This is a genomic window from Phycisphaerae bacterium (assembly GCA_041652575.1).
Taxonomy (GTDB): Bacteria; Planctomycetota; Phycisphaerae; order Sedimentisphaerales; family UBA12454; genus UBA12454.
The window spans coordinates 51,823-69,652 of record JBAZHC010000008.1 but is presented as its reverse complement, the minus strand read 5'-3'; the positions used below and the strand labels follow the sequence as shown (position 1 = coordinate 69,652).

Sequence of the window (17,830 nt, the reverse complement as noted above, 5' to 3'; positions counted from 1 at the left end):
ACTAAAAACTTGCCTAAATTCTCAAAGTCATTGAAACATAACTATCTTTCAGGTGGGATAGTTATGTTAAGCCGGATTTCCGGCAACCTCCACAGATGGCCGGAAATAGAGTTGACATATCAGCTTTCGTATGTTCGTATATTACGTAAACATCCTGATTTTTCCGGGAAGAGTAAGAAGGGGTTGAAAGATATAAGGGCAAGTGTTCCGTATTAACAATTTGTGGAGGTACATAAAATGTTATCTGTAATTGAATGGAACAATCTAATTGTAGAGCCGGTTCGCCAAATGTTGAGCAGAATACTGGCATATCTTCCTGTCCTGCTGGGTGCGTTGATAATCCTGATAGTAGGCTGGATTGTGGCCAAGGCAATCAGACGATTGGTTGACTGGCTGCTTAAGGCGATAAGGTTCGATACGCTGGCAGACAAAGCGGGCATAGCAGAGATTCTTAAGAAAGGGAATTTAGAAATTTCCGCCAGAGAGGTTGTAGACAACATAGTTTACTGGCTGATTATTATTATGGTTTTAGTGATGACGGTCGATGCACTGGGACTGCCGAAAGCTTCCGATATTCTTTCAAGCTTGTTTGCTTATGTCCCGAAGGTCATAGCGGCTCTGCTTGTTCTGATAGTCGCGATGTTTTTGGCCAGCTTTGTATCTGGAATAGTTCGCACGGCCGCGGGCAATGCCAAATTACCCAAACCGGAACTGCTTGCCGGTATAAGCCGATGGACTATTATAATCTTTGCGATAACTATTTCACTGGAACAGCTCGGTATCGCACCGCTGTTGGTATCGGCTACCTTTAATATTATCCTTGGCGGTATTGTACTTGCTTTGGCTCTTGCGTTCGGATTAGGCGGAAAAGATACTGCGGCAAAATTTCTTGAAGAATTAAGGAAAAAATACTCTTAGAAAATTCAACTATGACTAAAGAACGATTGCATAAGATACTTGCCGCGGCAGGCATTGATTCGCGCAGGAAATGTGAGCAAATTATCCTCGAAGGGCTGGTAAAGGTCAACGGCAGGACTGTTGATACTTTGCCGGCCTTTGCGGATACCGACAAAGATATTATTACCGTTGAAGGCAGAAAACTGCGTTTTGCTAAAAAGGTTTATTATCTGCTAAATAAACCCAAAAGCGTTATCTGCACAAATTATGACCCTGCGGGCAGAAGAAAAGCAGTCGATTTAATCGGCGGCGACCAGAGAATTTTCTGTGTCGGCAGACTCGATACCGATACTGCAGGGGCGATAATCCTGACCAATGATTCTGCTCTTGCCAACCTTCTTACGCATCCACGATATGGTATTGAAAAAACCTATTTAGTGGAAATAAAGGGCAGAATAATGCCGGATGCGATAGAAAAGCTCAAAAAGGGCGTCTGGCTGGCGGAAGGCAAATCTATGCTTGCAAAGCTGAAGATTCTCAAGGCCTCGGAAAAACAGTCGCTGCTCGAAATAAAAGTCCGGCAGAGTCTTAACAGGCAGATTCAGAGAATTATGGCCAAATTCGGCTACAAAGTAACATCGATTAAGAGAACTCATATCGGCAAAATTTCTCTCGAACGTCTGGCTCTGGGCGATTACAGGCCGCTTACGGCTGCGGAAGTTAATTATCTTAAAAAGGAAGACCGGCCTGAAAGTCTAAATTCAGAGGCGAAACGGCGAAAAACTCATTGAAACGGCCTGTTTGTGTCGAAATATATGACATATAAAATAAAAAGGCGAAAGGATAGAGATTATGTCATCTGATAAGAATAAACAGGACAAGCAGGGGGACTCTGAAAAACGTAAAGGTTCGGACCGTAGAAAATTTGCCTTTGGCTATAACGGGCCTGAGCGACGCGACGGCGAACGGAGAAGTAAAAAAGATTCGGATTGAAAGTGCTTTCTGAAAGCCGGGAAGTTGTTTAGTCCCTGAATTCAGCGACGAGGAAGGTATGGTCGCTGGGCTTTTCAAGCGTTCTCGGTTTTTTATCAATATAGCAATTCGTACAAGCCTTCTCCATCGGTTCTGTCCCCATTATATAATCGAGCCGCCAGCCATGATTTCTTTTAAAACCGTTTGGTTCCCGATAATCCCAGAAAGTAAACTGTCCGGGTTCACTGCAATGTTTTCTGAAAAGGTCGGTAAAGCCCCATTTCATAAACTCTTTTAAAGTCTGTGAAAGCTGCCGGTTAAAACAGACCGTCCCGTCAAGCGCAACCGGGTCGTAAACATCCTTTGCTTCATAAGCGATATTGAAATCGCCCGTCCATATTAATTTATCTGTCGGCTTGAAATGCTTTTTAAAATATTCAAACAGTCTTTTGAGCCAGTCGAGTTTGTATTGATATTTTTCCGATTCGATTTCAAATCCCTGCGGGATATAGGTATTGACGATAGTGATTCCTGCTGTTTTTGCCTTTATCATTCGCGCCGGGTCTTTGGGTTCGCTGTCGAGACCGTATTCGGCTTTTGTGATTTTGTGTTTGCTGAAGATTGCCACGCCGTTATAGTTTTTCTCGCCTTTGAAGACGAATTCATATCCGGTTTTGGCAAAGGCTTCAGTTGGAAAATCCTTGTCCTGAGCCTTTGTCTCCTGCACGCATAAAACATCCGGCTTATTTTCCGCCAGCCAATCAATGATTATTTGAGCGCGTGACCTTATCGAATTAGCGTTAAAAGTTGCAATTTTCATTCAATACCTTTTGTTATTGTTGACCGCTTTCTAAAGTACATTTTTCAGCGTCTAATACAATTCTGCCATCTTTCGTGTTTATAACTGCTTTTTTATTACCTTCTTTAAATTCTATTTCAAAATCATCGAGACCTTTTCTGCGGCAATCAGGAATTTTAAACATTTTATAAGTTTTATTCTTATCGAAAATTATAATATATATATTTGCAAAATGAAGTGATGTGGGACAGCCACCTTGAATTGCTACCCATTTAGTGCTGCCTGTTACTGGCCGAACAGGTGTTTTTATATTATATGAACTCCCATTTTCCCGGTAAAATTCTATGTCAGAAATCTTTTTTATTATTTTGTCATTTTTAAAATAGCATTCATATGATGCAAAATAATTTTTTCCGGGACCGTCAGGTCCGATGATTGCATAATAGTTTTGGTGAATTTCCCTTTTTAAAATTTCTTCGGTGATTTTTCCTTGTTCATTGAATCTTTTGCCTATCACTTCTTCAGAAGCTATTTCTTTGTTGAGAGGCATAGTGCATCCGGCCGAAAAAATTAAAAAAACACAACTCAGACTTATAATTATTTTGTTTTTTATCATCATTTTCCTCACTAAATTTGAAATAATTATATTTCTTTCTATTCCAAACTCAACTGAAATAATTTGCTAATTGGTTTTGGCCTTGCAGTTTAATTTTTAGTATCTCTGTAAATTTTAACAACAGGCTTTTTTAAAGGAGAAATAGATGTGCAAGGAGAAAGCTTATTATGCTTTCCGCACCTTGATTGATATTTATTCCATCTGCGCTTAAGCCATCGCAGCAGCCCTTTGTTTCATTATCGTAAAGACTTTGGTGTACGTCATTTTCTCCCAGAAACCAGTTAAAGGCCGTTCTCTGCAGAGTCAGGTATTTTTTGTCTTTTGTCGCCAGGTATGCGTTTGCGAGCATTATGACAGTTGTTGAAGCCTCAATGCACTGCTGGTCGAACTGTGCGCGTTTGCCGCGTTTCGGGTACCAGCCGTTGGAACCTATAAAGCTGAAATGTTTACCGTTGAATGTATTTGCCAGCAGGAAAGAACAGGTTTTTTCCGCTATATCAAGATATGTCCGGTTGTCGAGTATTCTGCCGGCAGTGTACATGGCAGCGGGCAGGATAGCGTTTGCGTAAGAGAGTACCTCTTCAAACCAGTCCCACTTAGGCGTCGAGCAGTCGTTATAATTTTTGGCAATATTGCCGGCGGCGATGTTTAACAGGTCGAGTATGTGTTTGTCCCTGGGAAATTTAGTAAGGAATTCATACAGACCGAAAATTGAATAGGCCGTGCTTCGCAGCGGCATTGATGGAATATGGTTGGATGTATCACCAAAAAATTCTTTGACGAAACGCAGGTAATTGTCGTTCAGGGATGAAGCGATTACCGTGCCGAACGCCCAGATAGCTCTGCCTAACGTATCATGTTCCGGCTCATCAATTCTCCAGTTTCTATTATAGTCGAGAAAATTATGAACAGTCTTGTCCGGTTTTAAGGAATGGTAAAGAAAGGCCAGGTATATATCGAATAGTCTTCTTGCCCGCGGTTCGTTGTGGTTTTTAAGGTATTTGGTAACCGCAATAAGAGCCCGTGCGTTGTCGTCGGTGCAGTAGCCGTTCAATCGGTCAGGTATTATGTATTTGGCGTGCTGCATCAGGCCTGTATCGTCGGTAAGACGCTGAAGATGCTCTATAGATGGTTCAGGCAATTGTTTTGGCATAGAAACCTCTTTTTGTCCTATAAAAAGCCGGTTTATTCTATTGTCGGGGTAAAATTGTGTCAAGTAGTTAAAAAATAAGGGTTTAAATATTATAGAGTAAATTTGTTGTTTTGTTGTTTTTTTTATGCACATTCTTGACAAAACTTCGTAATATTTATATAGTACACTACTAAAACCATAGGAATTTAGGAGAAAGTCATGAAGCTTTCAACAAGAACAAGATATGGCATGCGGGCTTTACTGGAGCTTGCGATAGCTCACAATGCCGGTCCGCTGCAGATTAAGGTAATAGCAGAGCGTCAGAATATATCCAATAAATACCTTGAGCAGCTCGTATCGATGCTGAAAACAGCCGGCCTAGTCAGGAGTATCAGGGGGCCTCATGGCGGTTATGTGCTTTCGAGACCGCCGGAAGAAATAGAATTAAGCGACGTTTTCAGAACGCTCGAAGGGCCGGTGCTCACAGTCGAATGCGTCGAGAATGAAAATCTCTGCCAAAGTCACGCCGACTGCGCGACGAGAAACTTATGGGTTCAGATGAACGATGCGATATTAGGCGTATTGGAAAATAAAACGCTGCGGGATTTGGTCGAAATGGCTGAAAAAGAAAAACGCAGTATGAGTTATCAGATTTGATTTTGATTGGAGCGTATTATGGCAAAGATTTATAACAATCTGACTGAGACTATTGGCAATACGCCGCTGGTGCGGATTAATACTCTCGGTTCTTCTGATGCACAAATACTTGGCAAGATGGAGTTTTTTAATCCGTGCGGTTCCGTCAAAGACAGAATAGGTCTGGCAATGATTGAAGCTGCTGAAAAAGATGGCAGGGTCAACAGGCATACGACTCTTGTTGAACCGACCAGCGGTAATACAGGCATAGGTCTTGCTTTTGTCTGCGCGGTAAAAGGTTACAAACTTATGCTGGTTATGCCGGAGTCAATGAGTATCGAAAGAAGAAAAATTCTTAAAATACTTGGCGCTGAAATTGTTCTGACACCTGCCGCCGAGGGCATGAAAGGGGCTGTATCCTATGCCCAGCGAATGGTCAGCAATAGCGGCAATATGGTTATGCTCCAGCAGTTCGATAATCCGGCAAACCCGGAGATACACCGCAAGACCACGGCCGAGGAAATCTGGTATGATACCGACGGCGGGGTCGATATATTTGTTGCCGGTGTTGGAACAGGTGGTACAATTACCGGCTGCGGGCAGGTGCTTAAAAAATATAAGCCGTCCGTTAAGGTTGTAGCGGTTGAACCTGCCGATTCGGCGATACTTTCAGGCGGCAAACCCGGCCCGCATAAAATTCAGGGCATAGGCGCTGGCTTCGTGCCGAAGGTTTTTGACAGGGCTGTATGCGATGAGATTATCTGCGTAACAAATGAAGACGCAATCGAAACGGCAAAGCAGCTTGCCGCAAAAGAAGGCATCCTTGCGGGGATTAGTTCCGGTGCAAATGTTTTCGCCGCTATGCAGCTTGCAAAGAGAAAAGAAAATAAAGGAAAAGTTATAGTAACGATTATCTGTGATACCGGCGAAAGATATATTTCGACAGAACTATTTCAGTAAAAGGTACGCCCCCACACCAATGTATCGGTGCAGGGGATAAAATTTTAAGGGAAAAAATGAAAACAAAGTATTTATCAGAAACATTGGTGTGGGGGTAAATATGGAAAATGATAAAATTAAAAAATTTGTCAAGGCGGTTGTGGATACCTACGAAGACGATTCCGGTATAAATTTTATCGATACCACGAATCTGCCTCTGCGGGACAGGATACGCGAAATACTCGGCCTGCTTACGGAAGTTATTTTTCCCGGCTATACAGGGGCCAGAGATATAACAAGCTCGAATATCAGTTTCGTAGTCGGCGATATTCTCTGCCAGGTTCAAAATCAGCTCGTCGAGCAGGTGGAAAGGGCGTTTCGTCATCAGTGCAGACTGAAACAGTGCAACAGCGACGGATGCCATATAATGGCCAAAGAAGTTACGGAGCATCTTTTGGCGCAGATTCCGAAAATTCGCAAACTGCTCAAGACCGATATCCAGGCGGCTTTTGACGGCGACCCTGCGGCATCGAGTTTCGAGGAAATCGTTTTAAGCTATCCGGGCCTAAAGGCAATAACGACTCACAGGATTGCGCATGAACTTTATCTTAAAGATGTGCCGCTGATTCCGAGAATAATGAGCGAACGTACTCATCACGAAACGGGAATTGACATTCATCCCGGCGCGAAAATCGGTGAAAGGTTTTTCATCGACCACGGCACCGGTATAGTCATCGGCGAAACTTCCATCATAGGCAATAACGTAAAAATTTATCAGGGCGTGACGCTCGGCGCTCTTGCTCCCGCCAAGGGACAGAGCCTGCGAGGGGTAAAAAGACATCCGACAATCGAAGATGACGTTACGATTTATGCCGCGGCTACAATCCTGGGCGATGTGGTAATCGGCAAAGGCACAATAATAAGCGGAAACGTATGGATTAAGGATTCAGTTCCCCCGGGCGTTATAGTTTCAATGTCAAGACCGGAACTTGTTTATATCCAGAAGAAACCAAAAAAGTAAAAAATATATGAATCAGAGTATCATTGAAAAAATAAATAATCTTAAGAAAAAGAAAAACGCGGTAATTCTTGCGCATAACTATCAGTCCGGCGAGATTCAGGACATTGCTGATTTTACAGGCGATTCGCTTGAACTGAGCAGAAAGGCGGCAAGTACCCCTGCAGAGAAAATAGTTTTCTGCGGCGTTTTGTTTATGGCTGAAACGGCTTCGATTCTTTCGCCGAACAAAACTGTTTTACTGCCTGATAAAACCGCAGGCTGCCCGATGGCGGATATGATTACAGCTAACCAGCTTGAAGAATTAAAGGCAAAATATCCGGATGCTATTGTCGTTTGCTATGTAAACAGTTCTGCCGAAGTGAAAGCGATAAGCGATTACTGCTGCACAAGTTCAAACGCCGCTGATGTCGTAAATTCGATAGACGCCCAAAAGAAAATTATTTTTGTGCCGGACAAAAATCTCGGACAGGTCGTAAAAGAAAGAACCGGCAGGGATATGGTGCTTTGGCCCGGTTATTGCCCGACGCACGTTTTCGCTACTGCTGACGATGTTAAAAAAATACAGGCTGTTCATCCGGCGGCGATTACGCTGGCTCATCCGGAGTGCCCCGTTACGGTCAGAGATTGTGCCGATGAGCTTTTAAGTACAGGACAAATGTTAAAGTTTGTCCGCGGCAGCGATAAAAAGGAATTTATAATCGCTACTGAAATCGGCATTATTCATACTTTGAAAAAACAAAATCCGGAAAAAACTTTTTACCCGGCTTCGAATAAGTTTATTTGTCCGAATATGAAAAAGATTACGCTCGAAAAGGTTTTGTTTTCGCTGGAAGATAATAAATATATTATCAAAGTTCCTGACGAAACGGCCCAAAAAGCCAGAAAAGCACTTGAAAGAATGGTGGCAGTTTTGCCGAAAGGATAAAAATGGAAGAGAAAAAGTATCATCTTGAAACGCTGGCTCTGCACGCCGGCCAGACGGTAGATTCGGACACGCTGAGCAGGGCAGTGCCGATTTACCAGACAAGCAGTTATGTTTTTAAAGATACCGCTCACGCCGCGGACCTTTTCGGTCTTAAGCAGTTCGGTAATATTTATACAAGACTGATGAATCCGACGACCGATGTTCTCGAAAAACGCCTCGCTGCGCTCGAGGGCGGCGTCGCTGCTCTTGCTTTCAGTTCAGGAATGGCGGCAATTACCGCGGCGATTCTGAATATCTGCAAATCAGGCGAGCATTTTATCTCGGCAAGCACTCTTTACGGCGGCACAATTACGCTGTTCGGTCATACTCTGCCCAAGCTCGGCATTGAGGTCAGTTTTGTTGACCCTTCAAAGCCGGAAAATTTCACAAAGGCAATAAAGAAAAATACAAAACTGATTTATATCGAAAGCTGTGCTAATCCGAAAAATAATATTCCGGATTTTGAAAAGATTGTTGAAATTGCCCACAAAAATAATCTGCCGGTTATCTGCGATAATACAACAATGTCGCCGATACTCCTGCGGCCGATTGAATACGGCGTCGATATTGTCGTACATAGCTGCACCAAGATAATCGGCGGCCACGGTTCGAGCATTGGCGGAATTATTATTGATTCCGGCAAATTCAACTGGGCCAACGGCAAATTCCCTGAATTGACAGAGCCGGACCAGAGTTATCACGGCGTAAAATACGTCGAGCAGTTCGGTAATGTCGCATATATTTTAAAGGCACGCCTGCAATTGCTGCGCGATATGGGTGCCTGTCTTTCGCCGTTTAATGCATTCCTGTTTCTGCAGGGCATCGAAACGCTGCATCTGCGAGTACCGCGGCACTGCGAAAACGCTCTGGCTCTTGCCAAATGGCTCGAAAAACATAAAGCTGTAACATGGGTCAATTATCCCGGTTTGGAATCTCATCCGGATTACAAACTTGCCAAAAAATATCTGCCTAATGGGGCGGGTGCGATGCTCGGCTTCGGAATAAAAGGCGGCAGAAAGGCAGGCGAAAAATTTATTAACAGCGTGAAACTCGCCAGCCATCTTGCTAATATACTTGACAGCAAGACGCTGGTTATTCATCCTGCAAGCACGACTCATCAGCAGTTGAGTGAGGCAGAACAGTTTGCGGCAGGGGTAAGCCCTGATTTTATTCGTGTATCGGTCGGAACCGAACACATTGACGATATTATAATCGACTTTGATCAGGCGTTGAGTAAGAGTTCGGAGTCTTGAGTTTTGAGTTCTAAGTTTTGAGTTGACGATATGGCAAAGAGTATAATTAAAGAAAAAAGTTATAAATTCGCGTTAAGTATACTTAGGTTCTGCCAGCAACTTAAAGACGAAAAACATTTTGAAATTGCGAAACAACTCTTGCGTTCAGGGACGAGTATAGGCGCTAATGTTGAAGAGGCATTGGCGGGACAAAGTCAAAGGGATTTTTATGCAAAGATGTGTATAGCGTCAAAAGAAGCAAGGGAAACAAATTATTGGTTACGACTGATTAAGGATGCCAAAATTTGCAGTGATGTTAGTGTGGAATATTTATTAAAAGAATCTTTAGAAATTATAAAAATATTAACGAGTATTGTTAAAACAGGAAATGAAAAAATGCAGATGGGAAACTAATGATGATGACCTATGCAGCACAAGTGTTGGGGCAGACAATAGTATGGCTTTTGTTTGGTATATTATTTTATTGTATAGCTAAATTGTGTCGTATTCCAAAAGGGTTATTCAGTGTTATTGCTTCTATAATTTTAAATCTTGTAATATTGATGAGTCCATTGTGGAATAAGAAAGAATTTCCAGATTTACAATCTGTTTTAAGTTTTGTAATTGCTTATAGTGTTCTCTTTTTTGTATGTGTAATGTGCACCATTTTAAAATGTAAAAAAATAAAAGATGATGTAATTGTATATAACTCAAAACTAAAAACTCAAAACTAAGGACTAAAAATATGTGGGACTATAATCCAAAAGTTATGGAGTACTTCCTTTATCCGAAAAATGTCGGCGAGATTGAAAACCCCGACGGCGTCGGAGAAGAAGGCTCTCTTGCATGCGGCGATATGCTGAAGCTGACTTTCAAACTCGATAAGGACGGCAGAATCGCCGATGTGAAGTTTAAAACTTTCGGCTGCGCAAGCGCAATCGCTTCATCTTCGGTAATGACTGAAATGGTGAAAGGTCTTACTCTCGACGAGGCCGAGAAAATAACCAATAAAGACATTGTTGACAAGCTTGGCGGTCTGCCGGAACAGAAAATGCACTGCTCGGTTATGGGTATGGAAGCTCTCCATGCCGCGATTGCCAATTATCGCACCGGAAAAGGGAAGCCGACCAAAAAAGCCGAAGGCAAAATCGTCTGTACCTGCTTCGGCGTAACAGATAAGGAAATTGAAAAAGTAATTATTGAAAATGATATCGACACAGTCGAGCAGGTTACGAATTACTGCAAGGCCGGCGGCGGATGCGGCTCCTGCCGCGGCGAAATTCAGCAGATTATTGACAGGATTTGCGGGAAAAAAGATAAAGTCACAGAAACACATACTCATCCGAAAAAATTGACGAATCTGCAGAAAATCCAGCTCATCCAGCGGACGATTGCAGAACAGGTTCGTCCGCTCCTTAAAACTCACGGCGGAGATATCGACCTTATCGATGTCGAAGGCAGCAAGGTTATCGTCGCTTTCCGCGGTATGTGTTCGCAGTGCCCAACGGCTGAATTTACTATAAAGGACGTTGTTGAAGCAAGACTTCGTGAATTTGTCAGCGAAGATATTATTGTAGAAGAACAAATAGTGTAAGGAAACACAAATGTCGAAAGTAATATATTTTGATAACAATGCTACGACTAAGGTCGCCCCGGAAGTTTTTGAAGCAATGAAACCTTTTTTGACAGACCTCTACGGCAATCCATCGAGTATGCACACCTTTGGCGGTCAGGTAGAAAAATATATCGCCCAAAGCAGAGAAACAATCGCAAATCTTCTTGGCTGCGACGTTTCGGAAATTATTTTCACAAGCTGCGGCACAGAAAGCGACAACGCTGCGATAAAAGGCGTTCTTGCCGCTCTGCCGGAAAAGAGGAAGATTATTACAACCCGCGTCGAGCATCCTGCCGTTCTTGCGACCTGCCGGGAGATACAGTCGCAGGGCTATAAGGTGGTTGAACTCGGCGTTGATAAGGAAGGGCAAATAAATCTCGACGAGCTTAAAGCCGAGGTCAATGACGATACCGCGATTGTTACGATAATGTATGCAAATAACGAAACCGGCGTGATTTTTCCAATAGATAAAATCGCTGGGATTGTCAAATCGAAAGACGTTGTTTTTCATACCGATGCTGTTCAGGCCATCGGCAAGATTCCATTGAATCTTAGTAAGAGCAATATCGATTTGCTTAGTCTCAGCGGCCATAAGCTCCACGCTCCCAAGGGCGTCGGTGTTCTTTATGTCAGGAAGGGCACAAGGATTTCGCCTTTTATGATCGGGGGCCATCAGGAAAAGAGCAGAAGAGCGGGTACTGAAAATGTCGCAGGTATTGTTGCCCTGGGCAAAGCTGCCGAACTTGCCGCAAAATCTATAAAGCAGGAGAATACGAAAGTTAAAAAACTTCGCGACAAGCTCGAAAACGCTCTTTTAAAGAGCTGCACAGGTGCTATGCTCAACGGCGATAAAATTAATCGTCTGCCGAATACTACCAATATAAGTTTCGAGTTTATCGAAGGCGAAGCGATTTTGCTTTTGCTCAACCAGTTCGGAATCTGTGCCAGCAGCGGTTCTGCCTGCACTTCTGGTGCGCTTGAGCCGAGCCACGTTATGCGTGCGATGGGTGTTCCGTTTACCGCCGCTCACGGCTCGATTAGATTCAGCCTCAGCATCTACAATACCGAGGAAGAAGTGGATTTTGTGATTGAAAAAATGCCGGCAATTGTCAACCGCCTTAGAGAACTCAGTCCGTTCGTTAATTCCCAATAAAATCTAAATTCCGGCTACAGGGCAATCTGTGAAATCGAGCGTAACAATTTCTACGGTCAAATCCTCAAAGGGAGCACACATTTTTCAGGGCGACCTTTCAATATATATCCCTAAGGCAAAACAAATCGGTTTTGACGGCATTGAACTTTGTGTAACGAATGCGGATGAGGTTGACGGAAAATATTTACAACGTCTTCTCGACGATAACAATCTGGTTCTCTCTGCCGTTCCGACAGGTGCCGGTAAAGCACTGCATAATCTTACATTGACAAGTCCGGACAAAGCTGTCCGTGCAAAGGCGATTGATTTTATCAAAAGAATGATTGATTTCGGCGCACCTTTTAACGCCCCTGCAAAAATAGGCTCGATGCAGGGTCATATCGGCAATAATAGCAGGGGGGATATTTTGGCTGAGCTTGCTGATAGTCTTAATGAATTAGGCCGATATGCTGCACAGAGGAATGTGGAGCTTCTTTTTGAACCGTTAAGCCATTTAAGCACCGATGTGATAAATACGCTTGCGGAAGGCATTGAAATTATCAAAAAAGCAGGCGCCGATAATATAAAACTACTCGCAGACCTTTTTCATATGGATATTGCGGAAAAGAATATTGCCGAGAGCATAAAACAGGCCGCCGGATATATCGGTTATGTCGATTTTGTTGACAGCGACCGCAAACCGGCAGGAACGGGGCACATTGATTTAAAATCTGCTGTCGATGCTCTCAAATATATTGGCTACAAAGGCTATCTTTCTGCAGAGGCATTGCCATGGCCGGATTCTCAAACCGCCGCCGAGCAGTCAATAAAAACTTTCAAATCTTTATGTGCATAATTGGAATGCGGTTAAGGATTAAAATATTTTCTTATAAAGGTGACAGTAAGGCATTTTATGGCTTATGCCTTTCCATCGAAAAAAGCTTTCTAATTCTATCCAGATATGATAAAATACCAAAGTTGTTTGGCTGGTTTCTAAAAGAGACGCAATAAGGATTACTTTGTTTTAAATAATAGAGGATGTTTTAATTGGCTACATCTTATTCAAACAGGCTGACTGCTGGAAGGGTTCGTTTCTTACATATTTTCTCACTATGCTTTATTCAATTTTTCCTGGGCATATTTTATCTCAACTCTGTGCCGCGAATTTACATAGATGAGGCATGGGATGCTTCAATTGGTTACGAATTAGCCCAAAAAGGTGTATTACGGCAACCATTTATACACAACTTCGGAGGGATGGAAGTCTATTTTGTGCAGCCTCGGGTTGTATTACCCATCATTTGTGCAGGAGTATTTAAAATTACAGGCTATAGCATTGTTATTTCACGATTGCCGTCACTGTTATTTGGGGTTTTAGCTGTAATTGCGTTGTATCACGTTGTGGAGTATTTTTTTGGAGACAAACAAAGTTTTTTTGTGTGCCTGGCTACAATTATAAACCCCTGGTTCTGGGTAACTTCTCGCCGCTGCCGCCCCGAGATATATTATGTCGCTTTTGCTTTAGTTTTCTTATGGCTGCTTATTTCATATTTTCGTCAGCAGCGGGCATGGACAGCTTTTTTTGTTGGGATATTCGCTGCTCTTGCTTCTCTGTCACACCCGAATGGTTTACTCATCGTAGCCGCTATCAGTATTAGCTGGATAATTTGGAAGGAAAAACCGCATTTATTTAAACTTATATTATGGGCATTGGCAGGTTTTATTTTGTTTTTTCTGCCTTATGCAATTTATGCTTTTTGGGCTTCCAGTCAGCCAAGCGTAAGTTTTTTTGGGCAGATGCATGGTGGGGCTATATACGGTTCTATGTTAGCAAGAGAGATGGTACGATGGAAGAGTTTTCTTAGATTGCCGGTTGGAATTCCTGTTGCTTTAGTTGTATTTGCAGCATGGCTGTCGGCTTGGTGGAAATCCACTGATGAGGACAAACTTGCAGCGACTATCGTTATTATTTATCCATTAAGCCTGCTGCCAATGAGTGTCGATGCTATGGCATGTTACCTTGTTGCGGTGCTGCCTTTTTTCAGCATTCTGATAGTCAGGTTTGTTTTTCGTATGAATAAAATTGACATTTTAAATATTGGATGGATACGTTACATATTTAATCCTGCTGTGATATCAATATACATTTTTTCTTCGCTGGTTCCGATTATACTTATGCTGTATTTTCAGCGAAATGCCGATTTTAATTATGTTGTTGATGAAGTGGTCAAAGTTGTCGGACCTAAATCTCTGGTACATGCAGAACCTGTTTTCTGGGTCGGCCATGACAGGTATATATACGGTCCATATCTACAGACATATGATGAAGTGAAGCTTAAGGATGCGTTCCAGTGGGCTTACTCGCAATCGTTCGATTATGCTATCAGAACATCCTGGGTTAACGGTCCGTCTTTAGGACTTCATAAGTTGCCGAACAAAATGCCGGCCTTTCGTTCATATCTTGTTACCGATAATTTATGCAAATATTTTGGTACTAAGGTGCATGAATTTTACAATGAGCAGTATGGACCTGTGGAAATCTACAAACTTGATTGGTCAACCGCGTGGAAATGGAAACTTGAAAAACAAAAAATAAAATAAAAATTTTGTGATTCTTGCACGTAAAGAATTAAAAGATTTTTTTGTATATATGGCAGTAGGGCGTTTTGCCGGTTTTTTCATAATAATCCTGATGGTATTGCTCGGCAGGCCAAAATGTACCTGCCGGGGCAATCTCAGTTTTTACGTCATATCCTTTTTCTTTTAGTATCTGAACTAATTTCTCAGCGGTTTTCTTTTGTTCATCATTGAAATAATAAATTCCGCTTCGGTATTGTTCTCCGACATCAGGTCCCTGCCGGTTTAACTGAGTAAAATCATGTATCTCAAAAAATAGTTTCGCTAAATTTTCGAAGTTGGTTTTATTTGCATCATAAACAATTTCAACAGCTTCAGCGTGCCCTGTTTTGCCGCTGCAGACCTGTTCGTAAGTTGATTTTTCAGTATGGCCGCCTGTGTAACCTGACGTGACGGATATAACGCCCGGTGCGTTTTTGAAATGATATTCCACTCCCCAGAAACAGCCGCCGGCGAAGATTGCTCTCTGACCGTTTGGTACGAAATTCATCGAGATTGAATTGATGCAGAACCGTATATTTTTTTCTGTATAGCCTTCACCTTTAAAAACGTGTCCGAGATGCGCTCCGCAGCTTGCACATAAATTTTCCGTTCGTGCGCCGTCAGCGTCCCGCTGCGATATTACCGCACCGGGTATTTGGTCGTCGAAGCTCGGCCAGCCGCATTCGGATTTGAATTTCGAATTGGATTCGAATAATGGAAACCCGCATCTTTTGCAGGTGTATAGGCCTTTTTCAAAGAAGTCGTTATATTTGCCGGTAAACGGCATTTCGGTGCCTTTATGGACAATTACCCTTTCTTCTGGCGGAGTAAGTTTTTTATACATTGTTTTCTCCTTGCTGGAAGTCGGTTTTGGGGCGGTTTGCCCGGTGTCTTTGCAGGCTGTGAATAAAATGATACATACGAATACCGCGGCAAGCGATAAAACAGCCAATGACCGAACCGTTTTCATATTTGCCCCCTTATATATAACTTATCTCATTATATATACTTAAATTCGGCAATATTTGTTTGCTGAAAAAGGTTTAATTGTCTCCGCTATTTTTTCTTTTTAGAAAACTCAGCTTTTTGCAGTTTCTTAAGGTTAGGTTTTTTTGCGGCAATCTTAAGTGACTCTTTATAAAGAGCATTAAGGTCGCCCATATTAATTGCGGAACCCTGGCGTATAAAGATCGGCATCTTATAAAGCGGGGCATCTACAGTAATACTTTGACCGCCGGTATAGATTTTATTCTTATCCCACGCATCGACCCATTTTTCGCCTGCGGGCAGATATAACGTATGCTGCGTTTTCCCCTTTTCCCAGATAGCCGAGACAAGAATATCCGGCCCGTACATATATGTCTGCCAGTCGTTCCATGCCTGCGGCTGGTCGGGATAAGCCAGGAAAAGCGGCCTTGCCATTGGCATACCTTTTCGGGCCGCTGCTTTCGCGAGCCTGAATGAATAATCAGCAAGTTCTTCATGAATTTTCGAATAGAGTCTCCATATCGCGATAAGTTGTTTATCGTAGTGCGGCTCCTCTATAAGATCCCACAGCCCTTTGTCTTCCATCGGTCCCACTTCCATTATTGGACAAAAACAACTGAACCCCAGCCATCTTGCCGTCACTTCATGGTCGCTGATTTTGGTATATCCGCCCGTATCCGACCCCCATATAGGGAATCCGATTATAGCGGATTTCTGCAAAGCTATAATTGCGGCTCGAAGCGCTTCCGGTACGGTTTTTTTGTCTTTGGTGCCGGCCCCGATGTCGCCGCCCCAGAACACGGCATATCGGCTGCTGTTGGTATAACCGGCTCGCGGCATTGCTACGAAGTCGTTTCCACATATCTCCTTGCAGATGTCGTGGGTGGCCTTTGTGTACATAACCGGATAATCATTGTGGTATTCTCTCGATGTCCTGCCGTCAAAACCCTTATTTTCATAATCGTTCGGCACGAGTTGTTCGGCTCGGTCAAGTTTGAATCCCTTTACGCCCTGGTTAAGAACTTTCGCGATGCCTTTCTCCTGCCACCATTTTACTGCCGCGGGATTTGTAAAATCGATAAGCACGCGAACCAGTTTATCGCGAGGCTCGCTAAGTTGTCCTTTAGCATCAAAACCTTTTTCAACAGCCTCTTTTGCCATATCTCCCATAACCCACGGCCCAATCCACAATACGAAGTTGATGTTTTTGCTGTCCAGCCACTTAATCATTTCCGGTGCGTTCGGGAGCCGGTTCGGGTCCCATTCAAAATCGCTGTATCCATCCGGCCCGATAGCCCAGGGCCTGTCGACCCAGTATATGCTCATCGGAATATCAAATGCCTTCATCATCAGTATATCTTCAACCACTTCGCTGTTATAAGGAGCGGTAACTTTAGTGCCGTCATAATAGGTTTCCCTGTTGGTATGATTATCTCTCCACCGCCAGGGCCTGAATATCCATTTTGGCGGAAGTATTGTCGGCCCCACATAAAGTGAATGTGCCTTTACCAGTTCAGCGGGATTATCAGCCGTGTTAAGAATCATCGATATATTTGGTCCCTCGAAGCTGATTAGTACAAGACCAGGCTCTGATTTGCAGAAATCATAAGTGCCCGGCCATGTTCCTTCGACAAACAGGCTGTAGTTTCGTGACGATATATAGAATGGACAATATAGTGAAACGGTCGGCTTGACTATCATTGTGATATACTGTCCCCGAAGGTTCATAGCTTCTTTTATCCCCGGTTCCCACGAAAGCTTCTGGGCGCCGTCAACAACGCGCTCCATAAGACCGGTAAAATATTCATCGCCGGCGGCATCGATTGAAAAGCCCCATTGAACGATATCCTTAAAACCAGCCGCTTTCAGGTCTATTCGATACGAATCATATTCTTTCGCGAAATTAACTGTTATTTTTTTCCCGCCCTCAAATGACCAGTCTGCGGTGAAACCGTCCGCCGAGCTGAACATAGTTACCGGCATATCTTTCAGATAGAATTTCCCCTGTTTAGTCTCTAAGCATATTGGAAACTTTTCATTGCCTATTAAGAGGGGTTGTTTTAAATACGGCGAGCTTACGATAAACGAGGATTTTTTATATTCGACATCTCCAAAGATGTTATTTGTAAAAAGTACAATGATGCTCAGGAAAAGTGTAATTCGCGTCATTTTTGAATCCTTTCAAACTTGCCTGCCGCAGGCGGGTCAAATGTCAGATTTTTTACATAAACAAATTAATAAATCAAATACCGGTTTGCAACCGTATTTT

The 17,830-nt window shown here is 43.0% G+C and carries 19 protein-coding genes; 14 read left to right on the top strand and 5 right to left on the bottom strand.

Annotation, left to right across the window (positions count from 1 at the left end; genetic code table 11):
- Nucleotides 1–237 precede the first annotated feature (237 nt).
- From WC496_07505 to WC496_07495, 3 genes are all read left to right on the top strand, one after another.
- Nucleotides 238–918: a hypothetical protein gene (locus WC496_07505; GenBank protein MFA5292862.1), complete on the top strand. Its 681-nt coding sequence runs from the start codon at nt 238–240 to the stop codon at nt 916–918.
- Nucleotides 919–929: 11 nt separating this feature from the next.
- The gene (locus WC496_07500; GenBank protein ID MFA5292861.1) at nt 930–1,688 is read left to right on the top strand and encodes a pseudouridine synthase; all 759 of its coding nucleotides are present in this window, start codon (nt 930–932) and stop codon (nt 1,686–1,688) included.
- 61 nt (nt 1,689–1,749) lie between these two features.
- Nucleotides 1,750–1,890, top strand: coding sequence for a hypothetical protein (locus tag WC496_07495; GenBank protein MFA5292860.1), 141 nt, complete (start codon nt 1,750–1,752; stop codon nt 1,888–1,890).
- Between the two features lie 28 nt (nt 1,891–1,918).
- Here the strand turns inward: WC496_07495 and xth are convergent, their stop codons facing one another.
- The 3 genes from xth to WC496_07480 all read right to left on the bottom strand — a co-directional run bounded on the left by xth (nt 1,919) and on the right by WC496_07480 (nt 4,437).
- Nucleotides 1,919–2,689 (bottom strand): exodeoxyribonuclease III, encoded by a 771-nt coding sequence (xth, locus tag WC496_07490; protein MFA5292859.1) that lies wholly within the window; start codon nt 2,687–2,689, stop codon nt 1,919–1,921.
- A 13-nt stretch (nt 2,690–2,702) separates the two neighbouring features.
- Entirely contained in the window at nt 2,703–3,218 is a 516-nt protein-coding gene (locus WC496_07485; GenBank protein ID MFA5292858.1) for a hypothetical protein, read from the bottom strand.
- Nucleotides 3,219–3,414: 196 nt separating this feature from the next.
- Entirely contained in the window at nt 3,415–4,437 is a 1,023-nt protein-coding gene (locus WC496_07480) for a hypothetical protein (GenBank protein ID MFA5292857.1), read from the bottom strand.
- Nucleotides 4,438–4,635: 198 nt separating this feature from the next.
- On the opposite strand from WC496_07480, the gene WC496_07475 reads away from it, so the two are divergent.
- The 11 genes from WC496_07475 to WC496_07425 all read left to right on the top strand — a co-directional run bounded on the left by WC496_07475 (nt 4,636) and on the right by WC496_07425 (nt 14,556).
- Nucleotides 4,636–5,073 (top strand): Rrf2 family transcriptional regulator, encoded by a 438-nt coding sequence (locus WC496_07475; protein ID MFA5292856.1) that lies wholly within the window; start codon nt 4,636–4,638, stop codon nt 5,071–5,073.
- Nucleotides 5,074–5,091: 18 nt separating this feature from the next.
- Nucleotides 5,092–6,012, top strand: coding sequence for a cysteine synthase A (gene cysK / locus WC496_07470; GenBank protein MFA5292855.1), 921 nt, complete (start codon nt 5,092–5,094; stop codon nt 6,010–6,012).
- A gap of 100 nt (nt 6,013–6,112) precedes the next feature.
- Nucleotides 6,113–7,012, top strand: a complete 900-nt coding sequence (gene epsC, locus WC496_07465; protein ID MFA5292854.1) for a serine O-acetyltransferase EpsC — start codon at nt 6,113–6,115, stop codon at nt 7,010–7,012.
- Nucleotides 7,013–7,019: 7 nt separating this feature from the next.
- Entirely contained in the window at nt 7,020–7,937 is a 918-nt protein-coding gene (gene nadA, locus WC496_07460) for a quinolinate synthase NadA (protein ID MFA5292853.1), read from the top strand.
- Between the two features lie 2 nt (nt 7,938–7,939).
- Nucleotides 7,940–9,229: an O-acetylhomoserine aminocarboxypropyltransferase/cysteine synthase gene (locus WC496_07455; GenBank protein ID MFA5292852.1), complete on the top strand. Its 1,290-nt coding sequence runs from the start codon at nt 7,940–7,942 to the stop codon at nt 9,227–9,229.
- A gap of 30 nt (nt 9,230–9,259) precedes the next feature.
- Complete coding sequence (locus tag WC496_07450) at nt 9,260–9,622, top strand: four helix bundle protein (GenBank protein ID MFA5292851.1); 363 nt, start codon at nt 9,260–9,262, stop codon at nt 9,620–9,622.
- On the top strand, nt 9,622–9,942 hold the full coding sequence (locus WC496_07445; GenBank protein ID MFA5292850.1) for a hypothetical protein: 321 nt from the start codon (nt 9,622–9,624) through the stop codon (nt 9,940–9,942). The genes WC496_07450 and WC496_07445 overlap by 1 nt, the downstream gene beginning before the upstream one ends.
- An 11-nt stretch (nt 9,943–9,953) precedes the next feature.
- Nucleotides 9,954–10,802 carry a Fe-S cluster assembly protein NifU gene (nifU, locus tag WC496_07440; protein MFA5292849.1) on the top strand — a complete coding sequence of 283 codons (849 nt, stop codon included), beginning with the start codon at nt 9,954–9,956 and terminating at the stop codon, nt 10,800–10,802.
- Nucleotides 10,803–10,812: 10 nt separating this feature from the next.
- On the top strand, nt 10,813–11,976 hold the full coding sequence (gene nifS, locus WC496_07435) for a cysteine desulfurase NifS (GenBank protein MFA5292848.1): 1,164 nt from the start codon (nt 10,813–10,815) through the stop codon (nt 11,974–11,976).
- A 28-nt stretch (nt 11,977–12,004) separates the two neighbouring features.
- A complete protein-coding gene (locus WC496_07430; protein MFA5292847.1) occupies nt 12,005–12,811 on the top strand; it encodes a sugar phosphate isomerase/epimerase family protein in 807 nt (268 codons plus the stop codon).
- A gap of 191 nt (nt 12,812–13,002) precedes the next feature.
- Nucleotides 13,003–14,556, top strand: a complete 1,554-nt coding sequence (locus WC496_07425) for a glycosyltransferase family 39 protein (GenBank protein ID MFA5292846.1) — start codon at nt 13,003–13,005, stop codon at nt 14,554–14,556.
- 28 nt (nt 14,557–14,584) lie between these two features.
- On the opposite strand, the gene WC496_07420 is transcribed toward WC496_07425, so the two are convergent.
- Nucleotides 14,585–15,418: a bifunctional methionine sulfoxide reductase B/A protein gene (locus tag WC496_07420; protein ID MFA5292845.1), complete on the bottom strand. Its 834-nt coding sequence runs from the start codon at nt 15,416–15,418 to the stop codon at nt 14,585–14,587.
- A 212-nt stretch (nt 15,419–15,630) separates the two neighbouring features.
- Nucleotides 15,631–17,730, bottom strand: coding sequence for a TIM-barrel domain-containing protein (locus tag WC496_07415; protein ID MFA5292844.1), 2,100 nt, complete (start codon nt 17,728–17,730; stop codon nt 15,631–15,633).
- Between the last annotated feature and the right edge of the window lie 100 nt (nt 17,731–17,830).